Here is a 21,648-nt window from a genome sequence, read left to right as displayed (position 1 = left end):
AGGTTTTAAAATGGAAAAAATTAAGATAAAAATTGAGGGAATGACCTGTCAGGGATGTGTGAGAAGTATAACAAAAGTCCTCGAAAGAATGGGAGCAAAGGAAATAAATGTATCCCTTGAAAAAAATGAAGCAGAATTTTTACTTGAAAATAAAGAAAAGCTTATTGAAATTAAAAAGGAAATTGAGTTGCTTGGGTATGTGGTTGAAAAATTTTAAAGAGATATAATAATGCCTATGTTGAAAGATTTAAAAAGGATCATACAGTAAATTAAACCAAAAATTCAATATTGTTATTGTATTCTACAGATATTTGAGTTTTTCGTATCTTTTCTTTATAATTTAAATTATGAAAATAATAACTATTCCAAAGGTATTAAGGGAGAAACTTGGGGAGGATGGTGTTGATGCATTAATTGAACTTTTAAATGCCTCTAATGAAAAACTGAAAATTGATTTAATTGAGTTACAGACTGAAAAATATGAAAGGAGACTTGCTGAAGAAACAGCAAAGATTGATAAAAGAATAACTGAAGAGATTAACAAATTAAGGTCTGAAGATATTGCAAGACTTGATAAAAGGATAACTGAAGAAAGTGCAAAACTTGACAAAAGAATAACTGAAGAGATTAACAAATTAAGGTCTGAAGATATTGCAAGACTTGATAAAAGGATAACTGAAGAAACTGCAAGACTTGATAAAAGGATAACTGAGGAAACAGGAAAATTAAGAGTTGAATTTTCAAGGAGTTATGCGAACATAATAAAATGGATGTTTATATTCTGGGTAGGACAAATAAGTGTTATGACCCTAATATTTTTTACCTTTCTAAAATTTATTAAATAATGATAGAGAGGAAAATTAAGGTGAAATATAAAGGATTTTATGAGAAAATGCCTATGTTGAAAGATTTAAAGAGGATCATACAGGAACATTTTGTAGTAGGCACTCCTTGTAACTTATTGATCCAGAAAAATTCAATATTGAGTTAATTAATTACCTTTTCTTTTGTAATACTAAAAAACATCATAAATCTTTAAATAATTTTTCTCTCCTTGATTATTTTTTAAAAACATATATTAATAATCCTTATCAGTCTAAAATGTTATGGTATTCTACAAAAACTTGAAATTTTAATTTTTTTTAATTTATAATTTAATATGCTATTCATTTTTTTATTTATTTTTATTTTTTTCATTTTAAATTTTTACACATGAGAAAAAGGGAAAGGAGAAACTATGAATAATTTTTTAATCTTATATTTATTTATTCAATTACCCTCTAAGTTTTTTATTGAGGAAGGTTTTGTTAAATACAGAGTTGATGCCAAGGCTTTTTTTGGAATGATGACCCATACAATTGAAGGGAGAAATGATAGTATAAAGGGGGAATTTATTAAAGATGGTGACAAAATTGAAGGTAAGATTATTATAAAATCCTCTTATTTTGTGTCAGGAAATTCAAGGAGAGATAAAGATGTCTCTTTTATCCTTGAATCCCAAAAATTTAAAGAAATAATTTTTGAGCCTCTTGGACTTGATACAGTTAAGGTTAAGGAAGCTATTATGAAAAATAAAGGCAATTTTTTTATAAAAGGTAAATTAACTGTAAAGGGAGTTTCAAAGGTTTATGATTTAAATGTCTTATACGAAAAAGAAAGAGAAAATTCCTATCTTTTAAAAACAGAAATAAAGTCAAAATTTACTGATTTCGGTATAAGGCCTCCGGAAATAAAAGGTCTTGGAGCTTTTGGAAGGGTTATAACCTATGCTCCTGATGAAATATTTCTTTCAGGTATAGTTAAAATAAAGGTTATAAGATAAAATGTTACCTAAATATTTACTCTTTATACTTTTGAGTTATAGGCTTTTAGTTTTAAGTGGAAATTTTGAATTTGAAGCATACGTATTAACTTTTGGATTAATAATGCACACTATAAAGGAATATCAGGAAAATGTAGGTGAAATATTACTTCCCCTTATTTTAAAAATAAATGGAAAAGAAAAAATTTATGAATTTGAAGTTTTTTTTTGAGGAGGAATAAAATGTTATTTAATAAAAAAATAGTTTTAGTTTTTTTAATTTTTGGATATCTATCTGCTCAGGATATTTCAAAAGAATACCTTAAAGAAAAAAAAACTGATACTTTCAAAGAGGATTTCTTTCTTCTGAAATTACACAGAATTACAGGTTATACTGCTCTTATATCAGGTTTAACAAATGCTGCCCTCGGGGCAACAATTCTATATGGATACTATAATGAAGGTAAATTACCACCACAGGGTTTAAGGTATACGCATAAGGTTTTCGGATACTTAACTTTCAGCCTTTATTTAACTAATGGTTTAACAGGTTCTTATAGCTACTTTAAATTGATTAATAAAAAAGAGGGAAGAAAGAAAAGGACTATCCATATGATTTTGTCTTTAACTTCGGCTTCTTTGATGGGGTACGGTGCTTATATGGCTTATTCTGCAAGGACAAAACCTGATTATAACCTTTATTATACGCATAGAAATTTGATGCTTTTATCATTCGGTGTAATCCTTTTATCAGTGGGGACAATTATCTGGTAATAAAAAATTAGATTATGGGAAATAAAATAAAGGATGATTTATATTTTTTTCTTTTGAGATTTTTATTTGGCTTTATGTATTTTTTTGTTCATGGTTTGCCCAAGATAAAGGGTGGTCCTGAAACTTGGGCTAAAATTGGGAAAGCAACAGGTTATATTGGTATAAATGTATTCCCAACCTTTTTTGGTTTTATGGCTTCTATTTCTGAATTTTTAGGTGGTTTACTTTTAATGCTCGGTTTATTTATAAGACCAGCCTCTTTTTTTATTGCACTTACGATGATTGTTGCAATTTTTTATCATTTTGGAAGAGGAGATAGTTTACTTGGTGCTTCTCATGCAATAGAGAATTTTATTGTTATTCTTTTTATTTTTTTAAAAGGTTCTGATAGTTTTTCTTTGGAAAGGAAGTTTAAATCCTTTTTTACAAATAGACTATGAAAAATAAAATTGTTTTAGTTCATGCTTTATTTATAAAGAAGGACCCAGTGGAGCAAAGGATTCAGGCTCCCTATTTTCCACTTGGACTTTTATATATTGCTTCAAGTTTGATTAAAGAAGGTTATGATGTAGAAATTTTTGATTGTGCTTTTAAAGAGGATTATATTGATTTTGAGGAATTTGTTAAAAGAAATAAACCCGAATTTGTGGGTATTCAGGCATTGATGACAGTGAGAAGAAATTCCCTGATTATAGCTCAGATTGCAAAAAATTATGGAGCAAAGGTTATTCTTGGTGGTCCTGACCCTTCAGCTATTCCGGAAAGATATCTGCTTTATAAAGATGGAGGTGATTTTCCTGTTGATGTGGTTGTAAAAGGTGAAGGTGAAATTACTATCTGTGAACTTATGAATCATTTTTTTAAGAAGGGAGATTATAAGGAAGATATAAGGGATATTGAGGGAATTTATATAAGAAAAGATGATAAAGTTTTTTTTACAGGTGAAAGAAAACTTGTAGAGGATCTTGATTCAATTCCCTTTCCAGCGAGGGAACTTGTTGATTTTGAACCCTATGAAAGAATGTGGAGAAAAAAACACGGTGTTTTTTCTCTTTCTATAATTAATTCAAGGGGCTGTCCATATGGTTGTAAGTGGTGTCAGAAATCTGTATTTGGGAGAAAATTGAGAATAAGAAGTCCTGAAAATGTAGCAGAAGAAATGAAGCTTATAAAAGATAAATATAATCCTGATTTTTTGAGAGTGGTTGATGATATAACAGGTATAAAAAGAGATTTTGTTTTTAAGTGGAGAGATGAGGTTTTAAAAAGGGATGCAGCAATTCCTTTTGAATGTCTTTCGAGAGTTGACCTTATTGATGAAGAGTTAATGAAAGCACTTAAGGATTTAAAAATGATAAAGATTTATTTCGGTGCAGAATCTGGCTCCCAAAAAGTTCTTGACTCTATGAAAAAAGGAACAAAAGTTGAAGATATATATAGGGCTTCGGAATTATGTAAAAAATACAGAGTTAAAACTCACTTTTTTATGATGTTGGGTTATCCGGGAGAGGATTTTGAGGATATAAAAAAATCAATAAAACTTTTAAGGGATACTTTACCTGATGAATTCAGTGTAACAGTTGCTTATCCACTTCCGGGCACAGAGTTTTATGAAAATGTAAGAAATAGGCTCCACTTTGATGAGTTCAATTATCTTATGGATTGGGATTATACAGCAGAAAATAGACTTCTTTTTAAAAGGGAAAAATTTAATACAACTTTTTACAGGTGGGTTATAAGACTTTTTTATAGAGAGTGGAAGGATGAGAAATTCTTAAGAGAAAAAAGTTTTAAAAGGCTTTATTTTAAAAACAAAATAGAACTTATAGTTATAAGGATTATTGTAAATTTTTTGGGATTTCTCCTTTCAAAATTTCCCTTTCTAAACAAGATAAAATTTATTCCTGCTTTTGGAAGATGAGTGGAAGTTCTATTGAGAAATCAATATTAAAAACTCTTTGCTATTTTGATATTTTTAAATTTCCTTTAAAAGAGGAAGAACTTTACAATTTTCTTTTTGATATAAAGATAGAAAAAAAAGAATTTGAAAAAAAACTTAATGAACTTTTAAAAGAAGGTCTTATTCAAAGTAAAGATGGTTATATTTATCTAAAGGGCAGAGAAAGTATAGTAAAAATAAGAAAATTTGGTGAAAAAAGGGCTAAAACTCTTCTTAAAAGGGGGAAGCTTTTAATAAGGATAGTATCTTCTTTTCCTTTTGTCAGGGCTATTATGATTTCCGGTGACATTTCAAAGGGAGTTGCGGGTAAAAAGAGTGATATAGATTACTTTATAATTGCAAGAAGTAAAAGGGTATTTTTTTTGAGATTCTTTCTTGTTGCCTTTAAAAGGTTTTTTCTTTTTAATTCCTATAAATATTTATGTCCTAATTATATAATTTCAGATAAAGATTTAGAGATCAAAGAAAAAAACATTTTTTATGCAGTAGAAATTGCAAGCCTCCTCCCTGTTTACAATACTTTTTACTATGATTTGTTTCTTGAAAGTAATAGTTGGATAAATACTTATTTACCAAATTTTAAAAGAAATGGAAATAAATCTTATCCTCCTCTTTTTTTAAAATTAAAATATTTTCTTGAAAAAATTTTTTCCTACGGAATTTTTGATAAATTGGAAAAAAAGTTTTTAAGTTTAACCAAAAATTATTTTGAAAAAAAATATAAAGATAATATAAGGGATATAATTGTAAAAGGTATAAATGAAAATTCTGCCAAAATACATCCGAGAGATACAATTACTATAATAGAAAAGGAATTTGAAAGAAGAATAAAAAAATTGAATTTGAGCTGAATTGAAGGAAAAAGATTTTTGGGACTTTTATTCAGAAATCTATGATGAAAAAAAGAAAGACTTTGATTTAAATTTCAGAAGGATAAATTTTTTAATTTTGGAAAATTATTTAAAGGATAAGAATTTTTTACTTGAAATTGGTTGTGGAACAGGAACAGATACAGAGTTTATGGTAAAAAGGGTAAAGAAAATTTTAGCCCTTGATTTAAGTATAGGAATGTTAAAAAGGGCGAAGGAAAAAATAAAAAATGGAAAAGTTTATTTAATAAATATGAAAGCCGAAGATATTGACCTTCTGAGGAAAAAATTTGATGGTGCTTACTCTTCCTTTGGCGTTTTAAATTGTCTTTATGAACTTGAATCCTTTTTTGATAAATTAAGTAAAGTTTTAAAGAAAAATTCAATTTTTGTTTTCTCTATTATAAATAGGTTCTATTTTTTTGATTTTATTTTTTTTCTAATTAGGAAATATAACTTTTTTAAAAAGAGATTAAAGGGTTATGGAAAGATAACAGTTGATGGAAAAGAATACGATTGTATAGCAAGGTATTATTCCTATAAATATGTAATAAGATGTTTAAAGAAAAATTTCAGGGTGATAAAAATATTTGCACTCCCATTTTTGGTTCCGCCATCCTATTTAAGACCTCACAGAAAATTGCCCTCTTTTATTTTAAAAATATTATTTAAAATAGAAAATTTCCTTTTTTTAAGATATCCATTTAACATAATGGGTGAACAACTTATTTTTGTTATTCAGAGAAAATGATTATAAAAAAAATTGATCTTAAGGAAAGTTTTACATCTTCACCTATTGTATATGATATAAATTCTGATGGAATAAAGGAAATTATAGTTTTGAGTGAAAGTATATTTGTTATAGATCCTTTGAATTTTAAATTTATAAACCCCTTTCCTTTGAAAATATCAGGTCCAGTTGCTTCAACACCTTATATAACAAAAAAAGATGAGAGCATTTTCTTATATTTTGGTTCTGATAACAAAAACTTTTATACTTTAAGGATAAAGAATAATAAAATAGATTATAAATTTTTGAAAACAGGAGGTGATATTTTTTCTTCCCCACTTATCTATGATATAGATAAGGATGGTATTGAGGAGATAATTTTTGGTTCCGATGATTTTTATCTTTATATAATTAAAAGTGAAAAAATTTTTAGATATAAAACTTTAGGTTTTATTTCTTCTTCTCCCTCTCTTTTTAAGTTAAATGGTAAAAATTTTTTTGTTTTCTGTTCCTGGGATAATTTTTTATATCTCGGTTACTTTGATGGTAATAATATAGAATTAAAATTCAAAAAAGATCTTTCCTTTTATATATGGGCAAGTCCAGTTATTGATGATATTAATTTTGATGGAAAAAATGAAATTATAGTTACAAATAACAGTTTGCATGTTCTTGATTTTACTGGTAATTATCTAAAAAATTTTCCTTATAGATTTAAGAGTTTTACGATTTCATCTCCTTGTATTGCTGATATTGATGGTGATAATTTTAAAGAGATAATTGTTATTTCTGATGCTCTCTATGTTTTCAATATAAGGGGAGAAATTCTTGAATGTTTTCCCTTTAAGATTAAAAGTCCCTCAATTTCATCACCCTGTACCCTTGATTTTGACAATGATGGATATGAGGAAATAGTGATTTTTGATTATGAGGGTAATTATTATGTTGTAAATAGAGAAGGTAAAAGGCTTTTTAATCCTGTAAAACTTTCAAATTCTTTTGTGGCAACTCCTTATATTGAGGATCTGGATGGTGATGGGTTACTTGAAATTGTTAATGTGAGTTTTGATGGAAAACTTTTTGTTATAAAAACAGAGGGAAAAAAATCAAGCTTTAAAAGATTCAGGGGAAATTATGGTAATGGTTTTTTAGGCAATGAGGATAAGGATTAAGTTATTAAGGAGAAAGATTTTTAACAGAATTTTTTATGATATTGTTTTGAATTTTGATAGGGAGGTTAATTTAGAAAAAGGTATTCTCTTTTTTTATAAGAATAAAAGTTTTTTCCCTTCCCCTTTATTTGGTAATGAGAAAAAGTTTTATGGAAGATTCCCTCCTTTTAAGAGATTAAACTTTGTAAAATTTTATATTGAACTTTTTATAGATAAAAAACTTTACAGAATCCCTGAAAAGAGATATAAATTTTTTTTATATTTATAAATTTTATTCCCTTATAACCTGAATACGAACAACTTCAGTGTTACCTGATGCATCCTGACCTGCAATTACAACTTCTTCTTCATCAGGTTCTATCTCAAGAACCTCACCTGACCTTGTCCTGCCAATAAATTTTCCATTTAAAAACCAGAATATAGTATCTTTTTTTGCTGAGGTAAAACCCAATAAGGGAATTTTTGATGCCCTTTTTATCCCCTTGGGAATTAAATATAAGGCATTATCAATAGGACTTAATATTTTCAATTTTTCCTTTTTTTCAACAATTTTAAAATCAGGGGGAAATTCAGGGGGTTTTCCCTTACCACCTAAAATTTTCTGAACTGGCGGGGGAAATACAATAAAGGTTTTTTCAACAATTTCATTTTTCTTGTAATTTTTATAAGGATTTGCTCTGTATCCTGTTTTCTTTTCTATAATAAACTTCTTATGAAAGGGACATTCTATATAAGTGTGAGCATTCCTTAACATTGGTGCAAGTTTTGTTTCACTGCAAGCATTTCCCTTTTTATATCCTGAAAAGGCACATACTTCAACTGAATCTATTTCATTAATTGCTTTATATTCCCAGTCAAAGAATCCATTAAAAGGTTTTTCTATTGCCTTTATTATATCAAACATTATCGGTGCAGCTAATTTTACTCCAATAATACTGTCAGAACCTTCACCACTAAAATTTCCAACCCATACACCAACTGTAAAGTCTTTCTGAAATCCAATTGACCATGCATCCCTTCTACCAAAAGAGGTTCCTGTTTTCCAGCATATTCTTCCTGAGGGCATAACAAATTTTTTTAAATTTGGAGCATCGGGTCTTGATCTTTTTGATAGTGCTTTTAATGCTAAAAAACAGGCTCCTTTATTAAAAAGTTCCTTCTCTTCTGTATTTTCATCCTCAATTAAAACATATTTACCATGCATACCACCTTTTGCAATTGTTACATATAAATTTGTTAAATCTAAGAGTCTTGTATCCATACCACCTGTTATTATTGGAAGCCCGTATTTTTCAAAACTTAGAGGACCTTTTAAACCAGCTTCCATTAATTTTCTGACAAATCTTGAATACCCATATCTTTTTAAAATTAATATAAAGGGGATATTTAAAGAATTAGAAAGGGCTTCTTCAGCTTTTACAAGTCCTTTAAAATCCTTCAAAAAATTTACAGGTTCAAAATCACCAAATTTGTAAGGTGCATCCTCAATAAGTGATAAAGGGTTAATAAGTCCATCCTCTATTGCAAGAATATAAAGAAAGGGTTTTAAAGTAGAACCAGGAGACCTGTAAGCATAGAAACCCCTCACCTCACCCTGATTTTCCTTATCAAAATAATCAAGAGAACCTATAGCCCCCCTTACTTTTCTTGTTTTATTTTCAATTACAACAACACTTAAATTTGTTGCCCCCATATCCCTTATTCTCTTTTTGTAAGATTTTGCAATATTTTCAATTTTTTGTTGAATTTCCTTATCAATGGTGCTTTTTATATCATTTTGAGAATAATTCAAAACAAGAAAATCACTTATATGGGGAGCATAAAAGGGAGCCTTTTTTAATTCAGGTATGTGCGCTTTTAATCCTTCAAAGTAATCCCTTTCACTTATTAGACCCTTATCAAACATAATTTTTAAAACCCTGTTTCTTCCTATTATCTTATCTTTTTCCTTTTGAAATCTTATTGAAGGAGACTGGGGAAGTGAAACTAAAAAAGCGACTTCCTCAGGTGTCATATTTATAGGTAATCTTCCATAATAGAAAAGCATCGCAGCCCCTATTCCTTCTATGTTTCCTCCATAAGGTGCAATATTTAGGTATAGTTCAAGTATTTTCTTTTTACCGAGTCTTAATTCAAATTGAATTGCTCTAAAAATCTCTATAATTTTGTTTATTATTGTTCTTTCCTTTGGTTCAAGAATCCTTGCTAATTGCATTGTTATTGTTGAACCACCTGAAACAATTTTCCTTTCCTTTATGTTCTGAATGAGTGCTCTCAAAAGGGAAAAGGGGTTAAAACCAGGATGATAATAAAAATATTTATCCTCATAGAGTATTGTTGTTTTAACAAAGAGTGGATCAATTTTTTCAAGGGGTATAAAGATTCTCCATTTTTCATCAGAGGTTATATAAACCCTCATTGGAGAACCATCTCTGAACCTAACAATTTTTGACCATTCAGGATTTATATTTTCAGGTAAAGGAATAAAATAAATTAAAAAAAGGAAAATAGAAACAAAAATTAAAAAAATTGAATATTTATTTTTTGTTAACTTTAAAATAAAAGGCATCGGAGTTACCATTTATTTCTGGATTATACATAACAAATCCCCTGACAGGAGATGTAAAGAATTTTCCAGGAGTTACAGCACGGGTTAAGTAATAATAATAAAGAGTATCTGGCATAACACTTCCAAATAAAATTATTCTATCATCTCTTATATCCACATATGTAGGTGTCATTATTTTTGTTCTTTTTACCCAGAAAGGTAAGCTTGTTTCTTCAATTCTTGGATTTACAATTTCAAGACCTGCCGGAATGGGTGATTCTATTGCAACATTTTCATAATAACCTGTTGATTTGACAGCAATTTTTACAACAAGTAAATCACCCTGTTCTGCGTTTTCAGTTTTTTCTCCTTTAAAGGTATAAATTTTCCTTTTTAAATAAAGACCATTTATTTCCGCTTTAAAACTTTCTCCCCTTTTAGAAAAACCTGAGTTTTCAATACAGAGATACAGATTTTCCTTTGATTTTATTTTAAGCGAAACTTTTTTACCACCTATATTTTTTAAAAACCATGAATAAACACCTTTCCCCTCATAGGGTTTATATTTTTTACCATCAATTGAAAGTTCAACATCATATTTCTCTCTTTCAAATCTTTCCATATACATTCCTATTCCTGCTAAACACCATGCAAGTTCCTGTGTAGTATAATAGAAACTTTTTCTTGAAAGAGCTTCTCCAATTTCTATTAGAAGTTTTTCTATTTCAGAATTAGCGGGGTCAATAGTCTGTGTAATAAATAATTTCATTCCCTTATATTGAAGGGGAGTATAAAAGTCAAAGGAATATCTCCTTGTTTTTGGTTCTTCTTCTTTTAAAACTTTTTCAAGGAGATTTTTTGCCTCTTCTTTTTTACCTAATTCATTTATTGCTCCACAAACAAAAATTCCGCTTGGAACATCAAATTTTTCCTTTCTTGAAAGAGCTATAATTCTATCTAAATATTCTTTCTTTTTAGAAAGATAGCCGCCCCTTGCAAGAACATAGTATGTAAGCCCGTTTTTATCATAAATTGCATCAAGGTAATTAAGCGCAGATTCTATAACTCCTTCAGGAACAAAAAATCCTTCCTTTTCTGCTTCAATTAAAACAAGTGTTGCATAAGCACTTGCCCAGGGTTCTGGATCTCCTCCTCCAGGCCAGAAGGCAAAACCACCTGAAGGAGTTTGCATTGATATTATCCTTCTTATTCCTGAATTTACCATATCCGTATATTTATCTTGTGTAATTTCAGGGTTTATGAAGGGTAAAAGATTTTTAAGTTTAATTAGGAGAAGGGTTTTTGTTGATGTTTGCTCTATACAGCCGTAAGGATAGGAAATAACATATTTTAAATGATTTAGTCTTGTAAGACCTGGTATTGGAGCAAGTATTAGATTTACGTCATGGGCTTTTGGATAAAATTCTTCAAAATATTGTGATAAATCATTTTTATCAGGAGTAACTTTTACATACTCTGTTTTAGTTATATAAGGCTTATTTGGATAAAGTGGAATTTCAAAATCTTCATAGTACCTTTCTCCCTCACTATTTCCTTCAATTTTTATTTTAATTGAACCTGGCATATTATCTGCCTTGCAATTTACCCATATAATATTTTTTCCTTCAGCAGGTGTTGTAACAATAAATTTATCTTCTTCAGATTTTGCTCCTTCAAGTGATACTTTAATTTCAGTTCTTTTAATTGATTTGGTTGTATTTATAATTGTAATCGGGAAACTGAACTCATCATTTGTGCACATAAATCTTGGAATTGTTGGAGAAACAATAACATCGCTTTTTACTATTACTTCTTTTTCAGCACTTCCAAGTTTTTTTTCATTAACTCCTGAAATCATTATTCTCAATTTTCCATTATATTGAGGAATTTTAACTTTATATTCAATTTTCCCATCAGAGGAACTTTCAATTATTCCGCTCCAGTAGGAAACAAGTTTTGTAAATCTTGGTGATACAAATTCTTCTTCCCTTTCAGCAAGTCCACCCCCTGTTTTTTCTAAAAACTTCTTTATAATCCATCCAAAAGATTCTGCTGTATTTAAAATTAATCCTAAATCTTTCAAAATACCGTTATATGGGTCAGGTGTCTTAAAAGAGGTAATCTGAAGAATTCCCTCATCCACAATTGAAATAGTTCCTTTAAATTTTTCTCCACCTTTAACTTTTATTAAAAGTTCTTCTCCAGGTTTTATCTTTTCCGGAACTTCTACTTTTAAATCAAGATGAATTTTTTTGGGTCTTATTCTTATTTTCTGAATTCCATAAGCCCTTTGAACGAGATAATTTTCACCTGACCTGACAAGTAGAGCACTTATATAAACAGTTGAAACACCTGAAGGAGCTTTAAATGACCAATTTGCAAGTTCTCCCTTATATTCTTTAATTTCCCTAATGTAAATAGAATCAAGTTCCACAGTCCATAAAATTTTTCCCTCAAAGGGTAAAAGTGCTTCCACATTAACAATTTCACCTTCATCATATTCCTTTTTATCGACGCTTATAGGAATTATTTCGGGTGATTCCACAAAATCTCTTTCATAATACCATCCCCACCCTGATATTTTTAACTCACTAAAGGCAAGATTTTTTTCATCAGTAACCTCAACAAGATAATCATAATAGGAACTCTGGGGAGTAAAGGTAAAGGAAAATTTTCCATCCTCAGCAATTACTTCCTTTTCTTCTGAAACAGGTATTTTAAGTGATTTAGATTCCCAGTGACTATCCCCTTCATAGTATTCATATTCTTCCTCATAGTAATAATAGCTGTAAGACCATTTTAACATATAAACCCTGTAAGTAAGTTTTGTTTTATTTGTATAAAAGTAGCCATCAGGTTTTAATAGAACCCCCTTTATTTTAACAGGGAATCCTTCTCTTATTCTTTTAATGTCTGAAATAAGCCCTATATAAAAGGGTCTCTGATGAATTATTTTACTTAAACTTTTTGAACTTACCCTGCCGCTTCCCCCTTCTGTAACTTCCACATTTATTTCTAAATTGATAGGCTCATAAAAGGTAATATCCTTTGGAACCTGCATGAAAACTTCAGCTTCACCTTTTTCGTCAAGTTTTCCATAAATTCTTTCTGATTGATAATAGGGTAAAGCCTTATCTTGTGTTTTTATAGTTCCAAAGGAGTATCCGTAATATCCTGAAGGTTTAAATTCAGTTTCACTTGCCTTTATCCAGATTGAATAACTTTCAAGAGAAGCAGGTGCTCCAAAGAGATATTCTGCTTTTATATTTACAGGGAATTTTTCGTAAATGTTTATCTTTTCAGGAATTTTAATATCTATACTCATTTTTTCTGGAACAAAAGTTTCAACAAAAACATAACTATTGGTAAGGACTCTATCACCAATTTGAAGGTCAATCATATACTTTCCAGTTGGTGATGCAGGAGTTGTTGGGAAAGAAAATTCAGCAATACCCGATTGATCTGTATTACCGGTTAAGGAAAGTGCATCTTTACCTCTCGGATCCCTGATAATAACTTTAAGAGGAATTGAAACTCCTTTAAAGGTTTTTGGTTCTCTTACAATTACTGCAAAATGAATTTCTTCACCTGGTCTATAAAGATTTCTTTCAGGATAAATATAAGTAAGATAAGGAATATAAGGGTCTTCTCCGTATATTTCAAACTCTTCCTTTTTTAACCTCAGGGAAGGAATATGCATGTATGTCCATTCCCTATCCTTCTCTGCAAAAACTATATAGGGTTCTCTTTCCTTTTTTAAAATCGGTATTTTACAAAAGCCGTTATTATCTGTTATACCTTTACCTGTTAAAAAGTTTTTACTTGATCTTACTTCAATATTAACATTCTGTTCAGGTTCAAGGGTTGAGGATGAAAGTGCCCAAACATATATGTATTTATCACTCCACTTTACTATAAGGGAAATATCAGATATGCATACAACAATTCTATCACTTAAGAATCTATTTTTCTTTGTTTTTCCAAAAACTTCAACTAAATAAATCCCCTTTTCAATTTCCTTTAAAAAATCTTTAAGGTCAATCCATAACAATTTTTTATTTTCTTCTACCTCTAATTTATAATTTTTTACTACTTCTTCTCCGTAGCTTCTAAAAGAATAAATTTCTCCCCAGTCTCTTGAATACCAGAAAAGAACATTCTGGGGTGGCACATAAACTATATTCATTTTTAAAGAATCTATTTTTGAAATTTTTAAAGGTAATTTCCATTCTCCCTTTTTCCCAAAATACCTTCCCCTGTAAAGAAATTGAAGAACTTCCTTTTTCTCCGGAATTTTTATTTTAACTTTATAATCAGATAAAAGAGCACTTTTTTCGCTCTTTATTCCTGATTTAAGAATTACTTCATATTCCCTATCAGGGCTGAAATTCCCTAAAATGTATATGTAATTTTGCGAAGTTTGTGCTTTAAAAGAAATTGGCGGGTTAATTCTTATTAGTGCCGAAAGGTTTTTATTAATAATTTTAAATTTTTCTTCCCCTGGAGATGAAAGATTAAAGGTAATCATAAATCCCTCTTCTATTTCTTCCACATTGTAAGACAGGACACTTATTGGATTTTCATGAAATCCAATTGGAATCTCAAACTCGTAATCTTCCTTTAAAGGGAAACCTCTTGTGCTTTTGAGTCCTTTTAAAACAACTAATTTATACTTTTCTGGTGCTTTTGTGATAGAAAAGGTCAAAAGGATCTCTTCAAGGTTTTGTTGAAATCTCTGTATATCAACAATCTCAACCTCATTATTTTTTGAATCAAGAACTTTTAAAAATTTTTTTATCTCTTTATTGAGTATTTCTTTAATATTTAAAGACTCATTAAATTCAATTTTTACACTTGCTTTTTTCTTTTCAATTGAGAAAAGAGAGGCATTTAAAACTTTAAAGGGTGGTGTTTTAAAACTTATTTTGATGGGAGTTATTGATTCTACTTCAGCTTTTAAGGGGATTTTTAATAATTTTATAGTATAATCTCTATCAAGTTCAGGTCTTTCTAAAAAATAAATTACAAATGTATTTTCAGATACCCATTTTCCATAAGACTTTATAAAGGGTTCAATTAGGATAAAATTACTAATCTCTTCCTCTTCAATAATTATTCCCTCAGCCCCTAAGAATTTTCTGGAAAATTGAATAGGTATTTCATTAGGAATATAATCAAGTTCCCCCTGAGTTTCAATTTGGACCTTTATTAAACCTTCTTTTATTTTTTTCTCTTTTTCAGGTTTTAAGAGGATAATTAAAAGAGATATAACTAAAATTATTAAAATAAAAAATGATGATAATAAAATAAAAAAAATTTTTTTATCCTTCATAGTAAATTTTATAACTCTTAATTAAATTCTTTCAATTTAAAAGTTTTTTTAAAAAAGGGGAAAAATTTTATAGAATTTTTATGTTATAGGGGAAGAAATTTTTTATATCTTCAAATATGTTGTTGTATTCATTTATATTTTTGTCTTCTGACTCCTTTAAATTTATTTCTTTTACTCTTAAAATTTCATTGTTAGAGTTTGCTCTTGCTATTATTTTACCCGAGGGTGAAACAATCTGACTTTTTCCTGTGAAGATATACTTTTCATTCCCGCAACTTTCCTCTCCAATCCTGTTACATGTCAAAGTGAAAATTCTATTGATAACAGAATAAATTCTCATTGCTCTCTGAGACCATGGTAAAACAAGATTTGCACAATGTAAAATCATGTTTACACCTTTAAAGGTTAAATACCTTATCTGTTCAGGAAAAAACCAATCAAAACAAACTATTATTCCAAATTTAAATCCATTATATTCAAATATACCATCGAGAGGATTGTTACCTTTTTCAAAATGTAGTTTTTCTTTATAGAAAAGATGTATTTTTCTATAAACGCCATACTTACCATCAGGTAAAATATATAAGGCAGAGTTATAAAATTTTCCATTATTTTTTTCAGGAAAACCTGTTACTAAACCTGTTCTTGTTTCTTTGACAGTTTTTAAAAGAACTTCAAATTCCTTGCTTTCAGGAACAGAAAAGGAATTTTTTTCTAAAAAATTTTTATCTGGAACAAGATATCCTGATGTAGCAAGTTCCGGAAAAACAATTAATTCAGATTTACTTTTTTTTGTTATTTCTTTTATTATTTCAAGATTTTTCTCTTTATCTCCGTGATAGGGCTTAAACTGAAAAAAACCTATTTTCAAATTTCGACCCTTTCCTTTTTAAATTTTTCCTGAAGTTCTTTCATTGTTCTTTCTTTTATCTGTCTTACCCTTTCTCTTGAAATATTTAATAAATCACCTATAAATTCAAGTATCTGGGGATAACCTGAATCAAGGGCAAAGTAAAGTAAAAATACATTTCTTTTATCTTTTTCTGGTAATGTCTCTTTTGTCCATTTTAGGAAAATCTTTTTTCTTTCTATGTCATCCTCTATATATTTCCAGAACCTGTGAATAAGAACAGCCTCTTTTATATCAATTTTATCTGATTGAAATATTTTTTCAATAAGAGATTTATTTTTAGCAATTTTTTTCCATAATTCAAAATCACCTGTTTTTTTAAGGTTGTTAAGGAAATCATAACATCTCTCACCTAATTTATTAAGTTCATTTAGAGAATCATTTATAACTTTGTGGACTGTATTAATTATTAATTCCTTTGGGTTAAAATCATAACCCATCATTTTCATGTATTCCTTAACTATTTTCAGTATCTCGTAACAGGAAAATTCAGTGCCTGTATAAAGATAGATTATCAGTCTTTCTCTTAAAGGTAAATTGTTTAAAATTTTTCTTATTTTCAATTTTCTCTTTTCTTCAGCAAATTCCACTTCAGGTGAAGGGAGGGATTTTTGCTCTACTATCTCCTCCCATGAAGATTTTTCTTCACCTTCAATTGTCAGTTGGTCGAGGGAAAATTCCTGACTGATTATAGATTTTGCAAATTTTATTTCCTCCAGAGGTAAACCTGTTAGTTTTGCTATTTCCTCATCTGTTATTTCTCCTCTTTTAAAACCCAGTTCCTCCTCGGCTCTTTTTATTTTTCTTATTGCTGTTCTGTGTTCAGAGGGAATTCTAACAGTTGTGGATTGTTCATCAAGAGCCCTTGTTATTGCTTGTTTTATCCAGTAAGGAGCATACCCTATAAAGTGAACTTTTTTAGTTGGGTCAAATTTCTCAATTGCCCTTAAAAGACCAAGGTTACCTTCATTTATCAAATCCTGGACAGGCACTCCAAAGTCTTTATACTTCATTGCTATGCTGACAACCATTCTCAAAAGAGAATGGACAACTTTTTCCTTTGCAATTTTATCTCCTTTTTGTGCTTTTATCACAAGTTCATCTATTTCATCAGGAGGTAGAATCGGGTATCTTGATATTTCTTTGAAATATATTTCAAGAACCTTATCTCCGTATGATTTTTTATCTGACATAATACTCCCCTATTTGTATTGCATTGGTTGCAGCACCTTTTCTTAAATTATCCATACAGGAAAAAAATTTAACAATTTTACCATTTACTTTTATCCTTCCTATTCCGACAATATCTTTATCTATATAATTAATTGGTGATGGAATTTCCTCATATTTTAAATAACTTTTACTATTAATTTCATCTATTATTTCCTCTTCTTTTACACTTTTTGAGATTTCAAGAAAAACAGTTTGGGAATGAACATATGGAACAGGAACTCTTACACATAAAGGGTAAATTTCTATATCTCTTCTATTTAAAATTTTCTTACTTTCTTCCTTTATTTTTCTTTCTTCAAGAGTTTCACCTTCTTCTATTTCTCCTATGTAAGGAAATAGGTTTTCAAAAATCCTATAAGGGAAGGGACTTTCCTTATATATTTCACCCCTTTTTTCATAATTATAAGATAAAAGTCCCTTTTTACCTGCCCCTGACACCGATTGATATGTTGATACAAAAATTTTTTTAATTCCGAATTTAAAAAGTGGGAAAATTGAAAGTAAAAGTTGAATTGTGGAACAGTTGGGATTTGCAATTAGAAGATTTTCTTTTTTCAGGACATTTATATTTATTTCTGGTATCACAAGGGGGACATCCTCTTTTAGTCTGAAGGCTGAAGAATTATCAATAACTCTTTTTCTCATTTTTAATATTTGGGGAACAATTTGAATTGCTTCATCTGTATCAAGACAGGAAAAAAAAAGGTCACATTCAGGTAATTTTCCTTCAAATTTTTCTATTTTAAATTCTTTTCCATTTATTTTTATTTCTTTTTCTTCTCCTCCAAAAAGAATGATTTCTTTAAAGGGGAATTTTTTCTCCTCTAAAACTTTTAGAAGAGTTTTTCCAACAAGACCACTTGCACCAAGAATACAGATTCTCATAAATAAGCTTTACATCTTCTCAGCCATTTCAACTGCTAATTTTGCGCCTTCATCCATGCTTTTTGCAGTAAAAAGTTTAAGTCCTGAATTTTCAATTATTTTCCTTCCTTCCTCTTCATTTGTTCCTGTAAGTCTTATTACAATTGGGACATTAGGTTTTAACTCTTTAAAAGCACTAACAAGACCATTTGCTACATCATCACATCTTGTTATACCGCCAAATATATTTAAAAATACAGATTTTACATTTGCATCAGAAAGAAGAATTTGTATAGCTGCCTTTACTTTTTCAGGAGATGATGAACCACCTATATCAAGGAAATTAGCGGGTTCACCCCCGAATTTTTTAAGGGTATCCATAGTAGCCATTGCAAGACCAGCGCCATTTACAACACAACCAACTTTTCCGTTAAGTTTAACATAGGATAATCCATGTTCCTTTGCTTCAAATTCTTTCAGGTTTTCATAATCCATGTCCCTTTCTGGAACAAATTCAGGATATTTATAAGAAGCATTGTCATCTAATATTATTTTTGAATCAATAGCCCACAGTTTCCCATCATCACAGAGGGCAAGAGGATTAATTTCCACAAGATTTGCATTACATTCTCTAAATAGTTTATATATTTTTAAAAGTATTGATTCAGCCTCTTTCCTTAAGTTAATGTTATCAGGGAAAAGAAAACTTGAAAACCTTCTTAATTGATAATTTGATATCCCCCTTAATACTGGTATAAAATCTGTGTAAATACTTTCGGGTCTTTCCCTTGCAATTTCTTCAACTTCAATTCCACCTTCTCTAATTGCCATTAAAAGAATTTTAGAACTTTTTCTGTCAAGTGTAAGAGATAAGTACATTTCCTTTTTAATTTTTGCACTTTCAGCCACAAGAACCTTTTTTACTGGGTATGATTTTATAGTTAAAGAAAGTATTTTTTCTGCAAGTTCCTTGGTCCTTTCAGGTGAATCAGAAATTTTTATTCCACCCGCTTTTCCCCTTCCACCAACCGGAACCTGGGCTTTAATGACCACTTCCCCTCCTATTTTTTTGTGAATTTCGTATGCTTCTTCAGGTGTTTTTGCCACATCTCCCTTTTTAACAGGGATTCCATATTTTTCAAATAAAATCCTTCCTTGATATTCAAGTAGTTTCATTTCTTTTACACTTTTTCAGGGATTTGAACCTTTATTAAAAGATTTTCGCAGATTTTTTTCAGTTTTTTGTAGATTTCTTCATACTCTACAGGTTTTTGATTATAAGATAAAAATATTAAATAAGCAATAAAACCAAGGTCATCAAATCTCAAAGCAGAGATTTCTTTTCCTCTGAATTCATCAAGAATTTTTTCAAATATCTTTTCTGAATGCTCTCCACAGAAAGTAATTATTGAGGTTTTTTTTGCATTTTTCAAATTGCATATAAATTCGTGTTTACTAATATATTTATTAATACTATCCCAGAATATTTTAAAACCTACGGAAAGATCATCTATATCCGCTTGAACTCTGAAAAATTCATCTAAGGAATAAAAGAGTCTCCTTAAAAGATGGGATTCAATCCCAGAACCTGCCATTTTTTCTTCCAGTTGATTAAATTTGAACTGTTCTATATTTCTTAATCCCTGATCAAAATCCCTAAAAGATCCTATTAATTCCCTTAAAATTTCATTTAACCTCTTATAAACATCCTCCGGTGTATCATATATAATTGTTTCAGCACATATATTAATAATTATTATTTCGAATTCATGGGAAAAGGTCGGTGCTTTTGAAGATAAAACCCTTATGCCTTCTTCTTTATCAAGAAACTTTATAATATTATCGGTGTATGAACCTTCCTCCTTTCTTGGCACAACCCCCATTATTTTAAAGTAGTAGTTTTCTTCAGTTATACCCGTTAAAGAAATATAAATCTGTGGTATTTTTGTATTTCTTGCTTCTTGAATAAGAGATGGAATTATTATTCTTCCAATAATTTCAGGACTTATCCTCATTCTTTCACTCAATATTTTTCTTCTTCTTAATTTAAGATGTTCAATTAAATAGTTTTCAATTAAAAGATGTTTTTCCTCAGGATACCATGTTTCCTCTGGTGTTTGAATTTCAAGTCTTATAACAGTAACACCCTCTTCTGTAAAAACCTTTTCAAACTTCCTTCTAAAATCAGGTATTATATCCCTTAAAACATCCAAAACCTGATCTAAAAAAAGTTCTCTTGCTGGACCTGCTATTAAAATGCCAGTTAACTCCTCTGAAACTGTTCTGAAATTTTTAATATGGACATGAATACCCCCTTTTTCCTTGACTAAGTTTCTAAGTTCAATCTGCATTAAAATCTGTTGAGCTAAATCCTGAGGTTTTCTATCTCCTATATAAGCCCATGATCTTGAAGAAAAGAATTTTTCAGTTTCAAGAACTATTTCCTTTATCAATTTTTTCTTTTTCACTTCTTTTCTTAAAATTCTTAAAACCTCTCTGAAAATTCTTAATTTTGAAGCCGTTGAATCAATTAAACTTTTCATCCATGGATCAAATTTAGCAATATCAGGTAAATAATGTTTTAAAAATTCCTTTTCTTTGTTAAACTTTTCTCTTATTTCTTTATCTCTTATATCTACCTCTGCAATTATACCGGCTAAATCATTCTCAAGAACAAACCCCATAAAGAACTTAAGATTAAACCCCCTTTCATGTATTGCAGTTGAAATTGCATCCTGGAGTCCTGGCCAATCTTTTGCCACCATAAATATTCTCCCCCTTTCATTATCTTCAACAATCTTTACACAAACTCCCTTTTTATTAGCAATTCTAATCATCTTATTTAAATATTCTTTTTCATCTTGTAAAAGTCTTTTTTCCATATTTTTAATTTTAACTTAAAAATGGTATATAATTAAAAAATGACCACCGAAATTTTAAAGGAGAAAGAAATAAATAAAAGAAAAGTATATGTTTTTTATGGTGATATTACTGAACTTGAAGTTGACGCAATAGTAAATGCTGCGAATGAGTACTTGAAACATGGGGGAGGACTTGCAGGAGTTATTGTGAGAAAAGGTGGAAAAATTATACAGGAAGAAAGTGATAAAATTGGTTATTGTCCTGTGGGAAGTGCTGTTGTAACAAGTGCAGGAAAACTGAAGGCTAAATATGTAATACATGCTGTTGGTCCAAGATGGGGTGAGGGTGATGAGGAAAAAAAGTTAAAAAATGCTGTTAGAAGCGCATTAAAACTTGGTGAAGATAAAAAAATAAAAAGTATTGCTATTCCTGCTATTTCAACAGGTATTTTTGGTTTTCCAAAAGAAAAGGGAACTAAAATAATAGTGGAGGAAGTTAAGGATTTTCTTACCAGGGAGGCAGATTCAATTAGAGAAGTTTATCTCTGTGATATAAACTTAGAAACCTGTAAGTATTTTGAAGAGTTTTTATAA

At 29.5% G+C, this 21,648-nt stretch carries 19 protein-coding genes; 12 read left to right on the top strand and 7 right to left on the bottom strand.

Annotated elements, in window-relative coordinates; all coding sequences use genetic code 11:
* Positions 1 to 10 precede the first annotated feature (10 nt).
* From ABIN73_05425 to ABIN73_05375, 11 genes are all read left to right on the top strand, one after another.
* The gene (locus tag ABIN73_05425; protein MEO0269161.1) at positions 11 to 217 is read left to right on the top strand and encodes a heavy metal-associated domain-containing protein; all 207 of its coding nucleotides are present in this window, start codon (positions 11 to 13) and stop codon (positions 215 to 217) included.
* 130 nt (positions 218 to 347) lie between these two features.
* Entirely contained in the window at positions 348 to 845 is a 498-nt protein-coding gene (locus ABIN73_05420; protein ID MEO0269160.1) for a DUF1640 domain-containing protein, read from the top strand.
* A 392-nt stretch (positions 846 to 1,237) separates the two neighbouring features.
* Positions 1,238 to 1,822, top strand: a complete 585-nt coding sequence (locus ABIN73_05415) for a YceI family protein (protein ID MEO0269159.1) — start codon at positions 1,238 to 1,240, stop codon at positions 1,820 to 1,822.
* A 1-nt stretch (position 1,823) separates the two neighbouring features.
* Positions 1,824 to 2,033, top strand: coding sequence for a hypothetical protein (locus ABIN73_05410; protein MEO0269158.1), 210 nt, complete (start codon positions 1,824 to 1,826; stop codon positions 2,031 to 2,033).
* Between the two features lie 11 nt (positions 2,034 to 2,044).
* A complete protein-coding gene (locus ABIN73_05405) occupies positions 2,045 to 2,575 on the top strand; it encodes a hypothetical protein (GenBank protein ID MEO0269157.1) in 531 nt (176 codons plus the stop codon).
* A 14-nt stretch (positions 2,576 to 2,589) separates the two neighbouring features.
* Complete coding sequence (locus ABIN73_05400; protein ID MEO0269156.1) at positions 2,590 to 3,015, top strand: DoxX family protein; 426 nt, start codon at positions 2,590 to 2,592, stop codon at positions 3,013 to 3,015.
* Positions 3,012 to 4,496, top strand: coding sequence for a radical SAM protein (locus tag ABIN73_05395; protein MEO0269155.1), 1,485 nt, complete (start codon positions 3,012 to 3,014; stop codon positions 4,494 to 4,496). Before ABIN73_05400 ends, ABIN73_05395 begins: the two co-directional genes overlap by 4 nt.
* Positions 4,493 to 5,386 (top strand): hypothetical protein, encoded by an 894-nt coding sequence (locus ABIN73_05390; protein ID MEO0269154.1) that lies wholly within the window; start codon positions 4,493 to 4,495, stop codon positions 5,384 to 5,386. The genes ABIN73_05395 and ABIN73_05390 overlap by 4 nt, the downstream gene beginning before the upstream one ends.
* Before the next feature lies 1 nt (position 5,387).
* The gene (locus tag ABIN73_05385) at positions 5,388 to 6,155 is read left to right on the top strand and encodes a class I SAM-dependent methyltransferase (protein ID MEO0269153.1); all 768 of its coding nucleotides are present in this window, start codon (positions 5,388 to 5,390) and stop codon (positions 6,153 to 6,155) included.
* On the top strand, positions 6,152 to 7,306 hold the full coding sequence (locus tag ABIN73_05380) for a VCBS repeat-containing protein (protein ID MEO0269152.1): 1,155 nt from the start codon (positions 6,152 to 6,154) through the stop codon (positions 7,304 to 7,306). The genes ABIN73_05385 and ABIN73_05380 overlap by 4 nt, the downstream gene beginning before the upstream one ends.
* Positions 7,307 to 7,352: 46 nt before the next feature.
* Positions 7,353 to 7,574, top strand: coding sequence for a hypothetical protein (locus ABIN73_05375; protein MEO0269151.1), 222 nt, complete (start codon positions 7,353 to 7,355; stop codon positions 7,572 to 7,574).
* Between the two features lie 3 nt (positions 7,575 to 7,577).
* Here the strand turns inward: ABIN73_05375 and pbpC are convergent, their stop codons facing one another.
* The 7 genes from pbpC to ABIN73_05340 all read right to left on the bottom strand — a co-directional run bounded on the left by pbpC (position 7,578) and on the right by ABIN73_05340 (position 21,075).
* Positions 7,578 to 9,887 (bottom strand): penicillin-binding protein 1C, encoded by a 2,310-nt coding sequence (pbpC, locus tag ABIN73_05370; protein ID MEO0269150.1) that lies wholly within the window; start codon positions 9,885 to 9,887, stop codon positions 7,578 to 7,580.
* Entirely contained in the window at positions 9,844 to 15,186 is a 5,343-nt protein-coding gene (locus ABIN73_05365; GenBank protein ID MEO0269149.1) for an MG2 domain-containing protein, read from the bottom strand. The genes pbpC and ABIN73_05365 overlap by 44 nt, the downstream gene beginning before the upstream one ends.
* Before the next feature lie 67 nt (positions 15,187 to 15,253).
* Positions 15,254 to 16,057 (bottom strand): nitrilase-related carbon-nitrogen hydrolase, encoded by an 804-nt coding sequence (locus tag ABIN73_05360; protein ID MEO0269148.1) that lies wholly within the window; start codon positions 16,055 to 16,057, stop codon positions 15,254 to 15,256.
* Complete coding sequence (locus ABIN73_05355) at positions 16,054 to 17,289, bottom strand: sigma-70 family RNA polymerase sigma factor (GenBank protein ID MEO0269147.1); 1,236 nt, start codon at positions 17,287 to 17,289, stop codon at positions 16,054 to 16,056. Before ABIN73_05355 ends, ABIN73_05360 begins: the two co-directional genes overlap by 4 nt.
* The gene (locus tag ABIN73_05350; GenBank protein ID MEO0269146.1) at positions 17,279 to 18,214 is read right to left on the bottom strand and encodes an aspartate-semialdehyde dehydrogenase; all 936 of its coding nucleotides are present in this window, start codon (positions 18,212 to 18,214) and stop codon (positions 17,279 to 17,281) included. The genes ABIN73_05355 and ABIN73_05350 overlap by 11 nt, the downstream gene beginning before the upstream one ends.
* A gap of 9 nt (positions 18,215 to 18,223) precedes the next feature.
* On the bottom strand, positions 18,224 to 19,369 hold the full coding sequence (gene sucC, locus ABIN73_05345) for an ADP-forming succinate--CoA ligase subunit beta (protein ID MEO0269145.1): 1,146 nt from the start codon (positions 19,367 to 19,369) through the stop codon (positions 18,224 to 18,226).
* A 5-nt stretch (positions 19,370 to 19,374) separates the two neighbouring features.
* Positions 19,375 to 21,075: a hypothetical protein gene (locus ABIN73_05340; GenBank protein MEO0269144.1), complete on the bottom strand. Its 1,701-nt coding sequence runs from the start codon at positions 21,073 to 21,075 to the stop codon at positions 19,375 to 19,377.
* A gap of 39 nt (positions 21,076 to 21,114) precedes the next feature.
* Here ABIN73_05340 and ABIN73_05335 point away from each other — a divergent pair, with 39 nt between their 5' ends.
* Positions 21,115 to 21,648 (top strand): macro domain-containing protein, encoded by a 534-nt coding sequence (locus tag ABIN73_05335; protein MEO0269143.1) that lies wholly within the window; start codon positions 21,115 to 21,117, stop codon positions 21,646 to 21,648.

This window comes from candidate division WOR-3 bacterium (assembly GCA_039804025.1).
Lineage (GTDB): Bacteria > Hydrothermota > Hydrothermia > Hydrothermales > JAJRUZ01 > JBCNVI01.
The sequence above is the reverse complement of the archived record's forward strand: the minus strand, read 5'-3'. Positions and strand labels throughout refer to the sequence as shown.